Below are 12,176 nucleotides of genomic sequence, written 5' to 3' on the forward strand. Positions count from 1 at the left end.
TTTCAACACTATTCACAAACAGAGCCAAAAAAAGCCACAGCTTTTGCTGCAGCTCTTTTATTCAGTCTACGAGGAAAGATATTTTGACATTCACTCTATACGTAGTAATTTCATCGCCCTCTACCACAGCCTGCATTTCTTTCACATACACAGACTTGATGTTCTTCACGGTTTTTGAAGCTTCCTTCACTGCATCTCTTGTTGCGGCTTCCCAGCCATCTTTAGATTCCGCTAGAAGCTCAATGACTTTCACAACTGCCATAACCTTAGGACCTCCTTCTTTGTTTTTTATCATCATAACAAAGAAGCATAGAGAAACTATGAGGAAACACCAAACAATCTATGAATGCTCTTGTTCCTTCTCTAAAAAGAGACTGAAAAGCGCATAAGCCGCTCCCCCAAATAAGATGGGTAAACTGAAGAATAGAATGAGTCCAGGTGCATCGTCATAGTCTGCCAGACGGTAAGTAAAGGGCAGCATCAGCACAAAAATCATACTAAAGACCATGGCAGCTGCCCTGGCTTTTCTCCATACTCTTTGCCTGTTCTTCCCCACTTCATCCACTCTTTCCTTCAGCAAGCTCAACATGAGCTGAAGGAGATAAATCACGGGCAGGATGGACAGGTACAGCCCGCCAATGAGAGGATACAGTAAGCCCGCATAGCGTGGATTCACAGGCTCTTCCAAAAGAGAGAACAGAAGCATCAAAGAGACCCCCACAATCACAACCGTCAAAAGCACCAGAAAACCTTTTAAGTACCATCTGTACCATGTATTCATCTTTTTCATTCTAATCACACTCTGCTGTAAGGTATTTACAGAAGATCTCACTCCACTGTAAACTCAGAGCTATTTTATCATCATTTTTATTGAATAACAATAAAAATATATTATTATTCAATTTTATACTATTTCTCGATTCCTGAACTGTTCCTGGAGAACCGCGTGGAAAGACTTATCTCAATACGTTCCGATCTTCCACGTACTCCTCCAGAAGAGTCTTCTCCACATTGGGATAATTTTCCAGCAGCCCTTCCAAAAGCACGCTTTTATAAAGTGCTCCCGCATCATTTTTTGCCTTCACTCTTTTACTGGTGAAGGTTATGGCAGGAATGCCCTCGATATCCTTCAGCTTCACTGGAAGACCGTACCAGGATGTGTCTTCGTCCGGTTCATTTCCACCATTTTCTTCCCGTAGGATATGCTCATACTGGGTTTTTGTCACAAGATAGGCCACGCCATAGGCTTCTCCAGGCTTAGTGGTATCCAGAAAAGAGACGCCTTTTCCTTCCCAGGAGCCTGATCGTCCACCATAGTACATGTCAAAGGGTATGGTGACCTTCTTCTTTCTTCTTGGGAGCCTTCTGTCCGTACATTCTTTCTGATGTCTCCCAAGCCCTCGGAAGCGTCCGCCCTCCAGATAATACCTAAACCGCTCAAAGAGCATGTTGGACCCATAGGAAACGTACCAGATGAGTTCTTCCTTGGGGACCCAGGGCTGATCTGTCAGTGCCACTTTACTCTCCTTCTCCACTTCATGAAGATACACATAGGTGCCCACAGTATAGAGCATGGAGCCCTCCTGCCATACGGAAACTTCCCGGTAGCTGTAAAGATGCCCTTCTTCTTCCAGGTGATGAATCCGCTGCAAAGTTTCACTGTCGACTTCATAGATCTCACCTAAGACTGTACCGTCCTTCTCTTCTTTGATCCCAGGATAGCTCCCCAGGTGATATAGTGCATAGCCTCTCAGCTGAGCCTCTCCAAGATATCTGCTTCCAGAAAGATATGCCTCATGATTTCTATATCCTCTCATCAGTGTCCCATAGACAAACAGTCTTGTCATGCTCTTCTCTCCCTTCGGTTTTCTCTGTTCAGTGATTCATCAGAACTTCTAGTATTTCTCATTCCTTCTGAATCTCATTATTTGTATCTTACTTCGAAAAGAACAAAATGAAAATACAACTCTGTCATCAGATCTCGTCCCAAGCCTTCAGTTGGATGACAGTACGTCAATATCAATAACAAGAAAATCGACCCCTTTTTTTCAGATACTAAAGTTTAATCCAACCTAAATCTTCATTTTTCCAATAATTCTTAATCCTGTACGAACAAGATTGACAACGTTTACCTGATTCGTTAAACTAAATACGAACAAACCTTCATAGGCTTGTTAAATTTCGACAGCTATTCTCCGACTCTGAAAAGGGCTGAACTTCGCTTTAAATTGGCTGAAAATTCAGTGAAGTTAGCAGCGCTTATACAGAACCGGCAGTTTTTGCTGTCAAAAAAAGAGAGGGGTAAAAGAATGAAAAAGAACCGTAAACTTGTCATCTTATCCGCAGTGCTTTCCGCGATGATGCTGTTTTCCGTAGCCTGTTCCTCTGGCGATACTGAAGGAAATGGCGATGGCAGTGTGGATATCGGGATCGTTCTTCCTACAAAAGATGAGCCCCGCTGGGTACAGGATGAGACCAGATTCAAGGAAGCTCTCGCAGATACAGACTATTCTGTAGAAATTCTCTTCAGCCAAGGATCCTCTGCGAAGGAAAAAGAAAATGTGGAATCACTTCTGACCAAGGGAATCAAAGTACTGATCATCTGCCCACACGATGGAGATGCCGCTGCCGCTGCTGCTGAAGCTGCCGCTGCTGAAGGCGTCAAAGTCATCTCTTATGACCGACTCATAACGGGTACAGACGCTGTAGATTACTATGTGACATTTGACTCCGTTGCTGTTGGTGCGGCCCAAGGTCAGTATCTCATTGACAAAGCTTCCGGCAAAGACAATCCACTCTATCTCTATGCCGGTGCAGCAACAGACAACAATGCATTCCTGTTCTTTGAAGGCGCATGGAGCGTTCTTCAGCCTAAAGTCAAGGATGGCACCTTTGTCATCAAGAACTCCCCAGAAGCTGTCGCACTTCAGGACAAAGCTGAGCTGACCCGTGATGAAATGTCCAAGATCATCGGACAGATCACCACCAACTGGGATTTCAATGAAGCAAAGAACAAGGCTGAATCTCACCTGACTGCCGCATCTGCTGCAGACAAGGGCGATGTATTTATCCTGGCACCAAACGATGGAACCGCAAGATCCATTGCAGACACCTTTGCCACAGACACTGATGTGACAAGCTTTGTTGTAACAGGACAGGATGCTGAAAAAGCTTCCGTTCAGTACATCATCGACGGAAAACAGTCCATGACCGTATTTAAAGACGTGAGAACTCTTGTAAAAGACTCCATTGACATGGCTGTTTCCATTCTAAAAGGTGAAACTCCTGGAACCACAGGCGCCTATGACAACAAGAACAAAGAAGTTCCTGCAAAGCAGACTGAAGTTATTACTGTGGATCAGGAAAATGTGAAGGCAGCCCTCATTGACTCCGGATATTATGAAGCATCCGAGTTTACTGGACTGGAATAGCAGCTCAGCCACCAAAAAAATAAAGTACCATCAGATAGTGAAAGCCATTTTGGCTTTCACTATTTATGATATACGAGACCTGGAAAAACTTTGGTCTTTTCCGGGCATCCGCAAACAGAGGAGAGGGAAAATATGGAAACTGCTCTTCAGACAGATTATATTCTGGAAATGAAAAACATCACCAAAGTCTTCCCGGGGGTAAAAGCCCTGGATGATGTGAATTTCAAAGTAAGACGTGGAGAGATCCACTGCCTTGTTGGGGAAAACGGTGCCGGTAAATCCACCCTGATGAAGGTGCTCTCCGGCGTATGGCCTTATGGATCCTACGATGGAGATATCATCCTCAATGGTCAGGTTCAAAAGTATCAGGGCATCCATGACAGCGAAAAAGCAGGCATTGCCATCATCTATCAGGAGCTCGCCTTGATTCCTGAGCTTTCTGTCTATGAAAACATCTATCTGGGCCACGAAATCAGAAAAGGCAGATTCATTGACTGGAACGAGACCATCAAAATGTCCAAAGAAATGCTGAAAAAAGTAAGACTCAACATAAACCCCGAAACGAAAATCAAGGAACTGGGCGTCGGCAAGCAGCAGCTCATAGAAATCGCCAAGGCCTTCAGCAAAGAAGTGAGCCTCATCATCCTAGATGAGCCCACGGCAGCGCTAAACGACGACGACTCCGCAAACCTTCTGGAGCTTCTTCTGGAACTGAAAAAAGAAGGCGTCACCTCCATCATGATCAGCCATAAGCTGAAGGAAGTCATATACATCGCGGATACCGTCACCGTCCTTCGGGATGGCAAGACCATCTGCTCCCTGTCCAAAGAGAAGGGAGAAATCTCTGAACCAGTCCTCATCCGAAACATGGTGGGCAGAGCCATTGATGACATCTTCCCCAAAAGGCTGGAGAAGAATCTGGGAGAAACGCTTCTGGAAGTGAGAAACCTCAGCGCTGTAGATCCTAAAAACGGCAAAAAGGTGCTGAAAAACGTCAGCATACATGCGAAAAAAGGAGAAGTGGTGGGCATCGCCGGACTCATCGGCGCAGGACGGACAGAGCTTGCCTCCTGCATTTTCGGGAACCCAAAAGGATTTAAAATGGAGGGAGACATCTTTGTCGACGGTGAGAAGCATACCTTCCATCATCCGAAAGATGCCATCAAAAAAGGCATCGCCTATGTCACTGAAGACCGAAAAAAGGAAGGACTGATCCTTCTTCAGGATATTAAGAACAACATCAGCCTGGCCAATCTCAAGGGCATCTCCTCCAGCGGCATTGTCAATGACAATGAAGAAATCACCGTAGGAGAATCCTACCGGAAATCCCTTGGCATCAAAACCCCTTCGGTGGAGCAGCTCACAAGAAACTTAAGCGGTGGAAACCAGCAGAAGGTTTCCCTGGGCAAATGGCTGAACACAAAACCCAAGGTTCTCATTCTGGATGAGCCCACCCGAGGCATCGATGTAGGCGCCAAGTTTGAGATCTACACCATCATCAACAGCCTGGTCAAAGAAGGCATGAGCATCATCATGATTTCCTCCGAGCTTCCGGAAATCCTCGGTATGAGCGACCGCGTCTACGTGGTTGCAGAAGGCAAAATCACAGGCGAACTGACTGTGGAAGACGCCACCCAGGATAAAATCATGGAACTTGCCACAGTCTGAGAACAAAGAGGAGGAAGAAAAAATGGAACTGCTTAACGATCTCAAAACCATGCTCAAGAAAAATATCCGTGAATACGGCATGTTCATTGCCCTTTTTGCCATTATGCTCGTATTCTCCATCCTCAGTGATGGCGTGTTCATGTCTCCCCGAAACATCAGCAACCTCATAAACTCCATGGGCTACATCGCCGTCCTTGCAGTCGGCATGACCCTCATCCTCATCATCAAGCATATTGATCTGTCTGTGGGATATGTGGCAGGATTTCTAGGGGCTGTGGCAGCAATGCTCATGACTTCCTGGGATCTGCCTGTGCTCCTTGTGATTCCCATCATTCTCTTTCTGGGTATCCTCATCGGACTCTTCAATGGCTTCATGGTCGCAAAGCTTCAGCTTCCAGCCTTTGTGGTTTCCCTGGCAGGCATGCTGATTTTTAGAGGAGCTCTTCTCCAGGTCACAGCAAAAACCGGAACCATTATCATCCCGAATAAAACCTTCAACAACATCGGAGTCGGTTATATCCCGGACCCCGTGAAGCTCCTTCCGGGCTTTCACACATTGACCTTAGTCATCGGCGCACTTTTCATCGTTTTCTTCATTCTGGCCCAGTTCAAGAACCGGAAAAATAAGCTGAAATATCAATTTGAAGTGGTGCCCATCAAGATCTTCTACATCAAGCTGGTGTTTGTATCCGCGCTCATCGCCTATGTGACCTATATCCTCTCGGACTATAACGGTCTTTCCTGGACCGTTGTCATTGTCCTCATCGTGGTGGCTCTTTATCATTTCCTCACCACAAAGACCGTTCTGGGAAGACACATCTATGCAGTGGGCGGCAATGATGAGGCGGCAAAACTTAGCGGTATCGACGTGAAAAAGGTCACCCTTTTCGTCTTCTCCTCCATGAGCATGTTGGCTGCCCTTTCCGGTATTCTATACACCGCAAGGCTCCAGTCTGCAACGGTCACCGCTGGAACAGGATTTGAACTGGATGCCATCGCCTCTGCTTATGTGGGCGGTGTTTCCGCGGCAGGTGGCGTAGGAAAGGTCACAGGCTCCATCATCGGAGCCCTGGTTATGGCTTCACTGACCAGCGGTATGAACCTCCTGAATGTAGGGGCATCGTACCAGTACATCATCCGTGGTGCCATCCTCATTCTTGCTGTGGTTTTCGATGTGCAGACCCGAAACAAAGCAAAATAGCACAACAAAGAAAGGAACCACCCAAAAGGGATGGTTCCTGTTTTTATGTCCTTAGGAGATTCTGGCATAGGCCATGGAATCTCCTTTTTACTTTATTTTTCTGTCACTGGAAGATGTCTAGTACTTGGTTGTATTATAGAAAGCATTCATCTCCCAGAAAGGAACATAGGTCTCAGAATGCGCTGCGATGTAGATTGGACCAGCTTTCTTTAACGTAATCTCATAGGTGAAGCTTGTGGTCTGGTCTGTGATGACTGGCTTATATGGGAACTGTCCAGGATCTGCTGTGTATACCGATGTCTTTCCGGTCTTCTTCACTGGCAGAGGTGTTTCTCCTACATAGAGGTGAATCTTCTTCAGGGAGAATCCAGGCTCCATCTCGTATCGTAAGGATACCAGCTTGTCGTGGTACTCTACATACAGTTTGCCTGCAAGAAGTCCCTTGGTGACATCATTCTGGCCTGCTCCTGTATAGATTGGGAAGATGTAGCTGCCTTCAGGCAGTGGTCCATTGGTCCATCCCCATTTAGCATTGCCAACTAAAGTATTGATTGGGATGGCATAGTCTCCACCAAAGGCCCATCCGGTCTCCATATAGAGCCTCTGTCTGACTTCCACAATCTCTGTGTCACTGTCTCTGATCTCATTGGGAAGTCCTGCAGGATTGGCAAGAACAGACGCTGTATTTTCCAGCATGCCGATATCCGCTGTGGTCAGCAGTCTCGTATACTGTACTTCTTCAGAAGCGCCTATGGCTAAGGAGCCAGTAAATCCACTTAGAGTACCTGCCAGAGTATCTTTCACAACCACATTCACAAGATCAATGTCTCCCGTATTTGTGATCTTCACCGTGTAGGTCAGGGTATCGCCCACATGAGCCATGGAGGTATTGACACTCTTCTCCAGCTTGATATGAGGATGTACAAGATCTACCGATACGCTGTCTTCCAGTTCAAACTTAGAAAGAAGCTCAAAGCCCATTGGACTTGCAGTAAGTTTCACTGTATTCTTCAGTTCTGTCCATCCATACTTTGTCATGTAGTCAGGATCGTCAGCGGCTTTGACCACATATGGAACCTTAAAGGTCTTTGTCATGCCGGAGGCAAGTTCAAAGGTCTCATCAAGGCCCAGCATTGGATCCGTCACATGGACTTTCATGTCTGGTGCAAAGTCTTCTTTTGTCAGATTCTTCACGGTAATGGTGTAGTTGATGGTGTCGCCCACCTTAGAGATTTCCGTATCTGCTGTCTTCTCAATGGTGATATCCGGTACAAAGAGCTTCACTTCATGAGAATCCGATGCATCCAGGATGTTCGGGAATCCCTTCGGCGATGCGGTGACAGAAGCCTTGTTCTTCACTGGGCTCACATCTTCAGGTTTAATTATGTAGGTATAGGTGTACTCTTTAGATTCACCAGATGCAAACTCCGCATCGGTCACAACATTTCCAGCATGATCATCCACAACAGAATAGATGAGATTTGGTGCATCCATGGAGCTGGTGTTCTTTACAATGATCTTATAGTTGATGGTGTCGCCAATCATGGAAACGTCTTTATCCGCAGTCTTCTCAATGGTGATGCCAGGCTGGAACAGCTCCACAGTATGAGTATCGCTGTTGGATACTTCTTTTGTGAATAAACCATTGACATATTTAAATGTGGCTGTGACGCTGTTGATAAATGGATCTGCTGCGTCTGATGGAATCGTAAACTTCTGTGTGACCTTTTCCTTCTCGCCCACAGCAAAAGTCTTCTTGGTAAAGAGGGCAGTCAGGTCATACTTAAAGCTATCGTCATACACTTTCACCAGTTCCAGAGGCACATCTCCGATATTTTCCACTTCAAAGGAGTAGGTGACTTCATCCCCAATCTTAGACAGCGGGTCTCCATCCTTTGTGATCTTAATGATCGGATAAACCACCGTTGTTTCTGCTGATGCGCTGCCGTCATAAACATTCGGGAAGTTCTCAAAAGAGGTTACATAGGAAGCTTCATTCTTTATGACAGATCCTCTTTCCGAATCCTCTGGAATCACATAGTTCATCTCATCTCCATCAAAGGTCTTAGATTGACCAGGAAGGAGCTTGAAAGTTTTCGCTGTAGCATCCTTGAAGCCCAGCAGTTCATCTGTGAGAACGAAGGTTGTCTCCGGAGTGTCCAGTGAGCTTGTATTCTTCACGGTTACTGTATAGTGCACTGTTTCTCCAGGAACTGCTTTTGCTTTATCAACTTTCTTTTCAATGGTGTAGCTTGGTTTGAAAAGATTTGTTTCATGAGTAGCTTCTCCCTTAGCCTCCACTTCCATATACTTATAAACAGCTGTCACCTTATTTATAAATGGATCGTCTTCGGTTTCAGGAATGATCATCTCAAACTCATGACTCTCTGTTGCACCGACTGCTAAGCTTGGTCCAAATCCATTGGCAATAGATCCTGCGTCCAGTGGACCAAACTTGTCATCAGAAATGCTTACAAGATTCAGTGGCACATTACCAGTATTCTTCACTGTAACGGTAAACTTGATGGTGTCTCCGATCTTCGACAGTTCGTCTCCAGTTTTTGTCACTTCAATCTTCGGATCAGGCAGGAAGTTACCAAAATCCACTCCGGATATAATGGTTGATCCTTGATCCGGCATCAGCATGGATGGAATCCTCCATCTCCATCTGACCTCACCAAGAACGTCTTCCTTATAGGATACCGCACCGATCGGAAGGGACTCCACTTTATTTGGATAGGTCTGCATATAGTTTGGTTCCATCATCTCATAAACGAGAAGCTCCGATCCATAGGAAAGACCTTCGAAAGTATAGACACCATTGGCATCAGTTTTGGTCTCCAGCGGTACCAGAATGTCTTCGATTTTACCTATGAGCTTGATGGTCCAGTTTGGCAGACCAGACTCACCCACATCAAACATTCCGTTGTTGTTGGCATCCAGGAACTTTTTACCTGTTACAGTACGATAGGTCTCAGGTGCATCTGGAAGCTGTACATCTCTGCTTCCTTTCACATCCAGCATACCAAAGTGTCCGCTGGAACCTGTCTCAGGTCCTGAACCATAACCAATAGGATCAAAGTCCAGAGTATCATAGATATAGCCACCCCAGCCTGCAGGTGCACCGCTGGCATAGGCTTTCTGAAGATCTCTCGAGAAAATGGAGGTTCTGGCCAGGTGAAGCTCAAAATAGATGTAGAACGAATCTACGGTGTCAGGATCCTTTCCCTGGGCCTCCAATGCATTCATAATATCTTCAGCCGTAACGATAAACGATCTTCTTTGATCGTAAATACTACCAACTTCACCGATGGTTCCAGATATAGCAGAGCGGTTCATCTGAGAATTTGGAAGGTTCAGCAGTTCATACCCGTCCCAGGTATTTTCTCCCGGATGGTTCTGAGCGATGTTCACGTTTTCTGCTGTGCCCAGTGGATAAGCATTACCGTCAGCCATGGGCCATCCTTCTGCAAAACCAAGCTCATCTGTACCAACCTGAATGCCCTTCACCAGGTCCACAAACATACCCCACTCGCCACCGCCACCAATGGGATACGCAGCACTATACCAGATGGTGAGATCCGGAAAGTTCTGGAATCCTGGGTAAAGGCTCTGGAAATTGGAAATCTTCGCTCTACCTGGGAAATACTCTCCTTCCGCATAGGATTTACCAAGGTTACCCGTCGTCCAGTCTCCATCCCAATCCTTTGTGTCCACATTAAATCCTTCTAAGGTAACGCTACCATCAAAATCTGCAGGATACACAATTTTCGTACTGAAGTTCAGCGTCATCACCATGAGAAATGCAATCAGTGCCGAAAGTCCTTTCAGCACCCGCCCACGACGCATTTTGTAGGCTGCCATTCTTCTGCACATCCTTTCACGCAATTTGCGTTGAAAAAGAAACAGGAACGTTGTCTCTTGCTATAATTGATTATGAGACCTTTGAAAATTCAGAATAATAACTAGTAATTCATATCAATTCTCGAAATTATACAAATATGTTTAAAATAAATCAAATCTAATTCCTAGTATTTCTATCATATATTGTATTCTATAGTTGGATTTTATCAGTATTATTGGCCAATTACAACGCTTTAAGCAGACAATTCCGAAAATTAACAATCATCATATGGATTTCTTCTCCTTAACATTTTATACATTTATTCTTATATGTATTTTAATTTAATTTCTTTTATTCAGCAAAAAATATATAATTCGACATTACAGAGTTGTGGGTACATTACGAGCTGCACTCTTCCGGCGGCACCTCCCCACAAAAGGTAAAATTCAAGAATAATCTCAACTTTATCACTTCTCATATTGACTCTAAAGCTGCTTCATACCTTATAATGAAGAAAACATACAGAAAGGATTGGCTTCATGAAGATAAAAGATGTGGAAAAACGCACCCAGACTGATCGGGCCACTTTGTACTATTACGAAAAGGAAGGTCTTTTAGTCCCCCAAAGAACAGATAACGGATATCGGATCTACGATGAAACCGATGTGGAGATGATTGAAAAAATAAAACTTCTCAGACACCTTCAAGTATCCATTGAAGATCTCAAAAAACTGAAGAGCGGCAGCCTCACTCTGCCTGAAGTGATGGAGAAGCAGCAAGCACTGCTCCAATGGAACCAGGAGAAAAATCTGGCTTCTTCCAGAATCGTGTCACGCATCCTGGAAGATCAAGGCACCTTTGATGACTTTCACCCGGAAGCCTATCTTAAGGACAACCTCTCAAATCATGGAGCCATGGCATTTTACGCTTCCACAGAAGAAGATGAGCTGCCTAAAGTCTATGAGCCACTGAGAAGATTCTTTGCCAGAGCTTTTGATTATCTTCTTTACTCTGTGTTCTGGTATCTGCTTCTCTATCTATTGTTCAGAATCGATCTTCTAAGCAGAACCACGCCAATGAGAATCCTCGATCAAGGCGCAGTGATGCTCCTCATGCTTTTTGTGGAGCCTCTTTTTCTCTCGGTCTACAGGACCACGCCAGGAAAGAAGCTTCTAGGTATGACCCTCGAAAAAAGCAGAGATGTTCCATTGAAGTACCACGAAGCATTTCATCGAACCTACCTGGTTCTCCTGGAAGGGATGGGTTTTCTGATCCCTGTTGTAACACTTTTTACCCACATCATCTCCTACAATAGATGTGTTCAGGGAGAAGAGGAACCCTGGGACGAGGGGATTTCCTATCGAGTCAGAGACCGAAAAGGCTTGAGATATGTTCTATACAGCGCCTCATCCCTCATCCTTGTCGGCATCTTGATCCTTCTTCAGTATCTTTATTTCATGCCGCCAAACCGTGGGAATCTCACTGTGGAAGAGTTCACGGAAAACTTCGCACATTACAAAAAAATCTACCAGATGGATCTTCACGGAGAATCCTTGAAACGCTCAGGCGCTTGGGAGGATCCCTACAATTTCATAGACTACTATCTCCCCAATCATGTCACTCAGCCTCCAGCACTGGGTTTTACCATGAATGGCGGATTCGTCACTGAAGTGTCCTTTGATGTGGACGTCAGGGATACAGACTTCTTTGTCTATCCTTATGGAGATCTCATGAGCCTCATCAGTCTGTCTCTCATGGAGCCGGACTGGAACCTTCTAGACACCAGAAGAAAAGCCGATGAACTGGTGAACAGGATGGACTTTGACTACTATAACTCCTTTACACTCAACTCCCTGGGTGTTCTAACCGAGAATAAAGTCACGTTCGAAGGCTTTGAACCGACGCACAATCACATGAAGCCACTCCACGAAACGGAACCGAACTTTTATCGACAAAGATTTCATGCCGCCAAAGAAAAATAGTATGAAAAGGGAAGGATCCGGTAGCCTTAGCGTTACCGGATCCTTCTATA

Annotated in this window: 8 protein-coding genes; 4 read left to right on the top strand and 4 right to left on the bottom strand. The window is 45.2% G+C overall.

From position 1 onward, the window contains the following. Nucleotides 1-61: 61 nt before the first annotated feature. The 3 genes from BM243_RS11635 to BM243_RS11645 all read right to left on the bottom strand — a co-directional run bounded on the left by BM243_RS11635 (nucleotide 62) and on the right by BM243_RS11645 (nucleotide 1,847). The gene (locus BM243_RS11635; protein ID WP_074912532.1) at nucleotides 62-262 is read right to left on the bottom strand and encodes a dodecin family protein; all 201 of its coding nucleotides are present in this window, start codon (nucleotides 260-262) and stop codon (nucleotides 62-64) included. A gap of 78 nt (nucleotides 263-340) precedes the next feature. Beyond that, nucleotides 341-790, bottom strand: a complete 450-nt coding sequence (locus BM243_RS11640) for a DUF2975 domain-containing protein (protein WP_074912533.1) — start codon at nucleotides 788-790, stop codon at nucleotides 341-343. Between the two features lie 166 nt (nucleotides 791-956). Next, nucleotides 957-1,847: a gamma-glutamylcyclotransferase family protein gene (locus tag BM243_RS11645; protein WP_074912534.1), complete on the bottom strand. Its 891-nt coding sequence runs from the start codon at nucleotides 1,845-1,847 to the stop codon at nucleotides 957-959. Between the two features lie 462 nt (nucleotides 1,848-2,309). Here BM243_RS11645 and BM243_RS11650 point away from each other — a divergent pair, with 462 nt between their 5' ends. The 3 genes from BM243_RS11650 to BM243_RS11660 all read left to right on the top strand — a co-directional run bounded on the left by BM243_RS11650 (nucleotide 2,310) and on the right by BM243_RS11660 (nucleotide 6,300). Continuing rightward, on the top strand, nucleotides 2,310-3,431 hold the full coding sequence (locus BM243_RS11650) for a sugar ABC transporter substrate-binding protein (protein WP_074912535.1): 1,122 nt from the start codon (nucleotides 2,310-2,312) through the stop codon (nucleotides 3,429-3,431). 132 nt (nucleotides 3,432-3,563) lie between these two features. Continuing rightward, nucleotides 3,564-5,099 (top strand): sugar ABC transporter ATP-binding protein, encoded by a 1,536-nt coding sequence (locus BM243_RS11655; protein WP_074912536.1) that lies wholly within the window; start codon nucleotides 3,564-3,566, stop codon nucleotides 5,097-5,099. 22 nt (nucleotides 5,100-5,121) lie between these two features. Beyond that, complete coding sequence (locus tag BM243_RS11660) at nucleotides 5,122-6,300, top strand: sugar ABC transporter permease (protein ID WP_074912537.1); 1,179 nt, start codon at nucleotides 5,122-5,124, stop codon at nucleotides 6,298-6,300. Nucleotides 6,301-6,417: 117 nt separating this feature from the next. Here the strand turns inward: BM243_RS11660 and BM243_RS11665 are convergent, their stop codons facing one another. Then, nucleotides 6,418-10,164: a DUF7507 domain-containing protein gene (locus tag BM243_RS11665; protein ID WP_074912538.1), complete on the bottom strand. Its 3,747-nt coding sequence runs from the start codon at nucleotides 10,162-10,164 to the stop codon at nucleotides 6,418-6,420. Nucleotides 10,165-10,683: 519 nt separating this feature from the next. On the opposite strand from BM243_RS11665, the gene BM243_RS11670 reads away from it, so the two are divergent. Continuing rightward, on the top strand, nucleotides 10,684-12,126 hold the full coding sequence (locus tag BM243_RS11670; protein WP_074912539.1) for a MerR family transcriptional regulator: 1,443 nt from the start codon (nucleotides 10,684-10,686) through the stop codon (nucleotides 12,124-12,126). Nucleotides 12,127-12,176: the final 50 nt, after the last annotated feature.

The sequence above is a fragment of the Proteiniclasticum ruminis genome (genome assembly GCF_900115135.1).
GTDB classification, from domain to species: domain Bacteria; phylum Bacillota; class Clostridia; order Clostridiales; family Clostridiaceae; genus Proteiniclasticum; species Proteiniclasticum ruminis_A.

Coding starts and splice junctions, on each gene's coding strand:
- BM243_RS11635 (WP_074912532.1), bottom strand. CDS start 262: ATGGCAGTTGTGAAAGTCATTGAGCTTCTAGCGGAATCTAAAGATGGC.
- BM243_RS11660 (WP_074912537.1), top strand. CDS start 5,122: ATGGAACTGCTTAACGATCTCAAAACCATGCTCAAGAAAAATATCCGT.
- BM243_RS11665 (WP_074912538.1), bottom strand. CDS start 10,164: ATGGCAGCCTACAAAATGCGTCGTGGGCGGGTGCTGAAAGGACTTTCG.
- BM243_RS11650 (WP_074912535.1), top strand. CDS start 2,310: ATGAAAAAGAACCGTAAACTTGTCATCTTATCCGCAGTGCTTTCCGCG.
- BM243_RS11645 (WP_074912534.1), bottom strand. CDS start 1,847: ATGACAAGACTGTTTGTCTATGGGACACTGATGAGAGGATATAGAAAT.
- BM243_RS11655 (WP_074912536.1), top strand. CDS start 3,564: ATGGAAACTGCTCTTCAGACAGATTATATTCTGGAAATGAAAAACATC.
- BM243_RS11670 (WP_074912539.1), top strand. CDS start 10,684: ATGAAGATAAAAGATGTGGAAAAACGCACCCAGACTGATCGGGCCACT.
- BM243_RS11640 (WP_074912533.1), bottom strand. CDS start 790: ATGAAAAAGATGAATACATGGTACAGATGGTACTTAAAAGGTTTTCTG.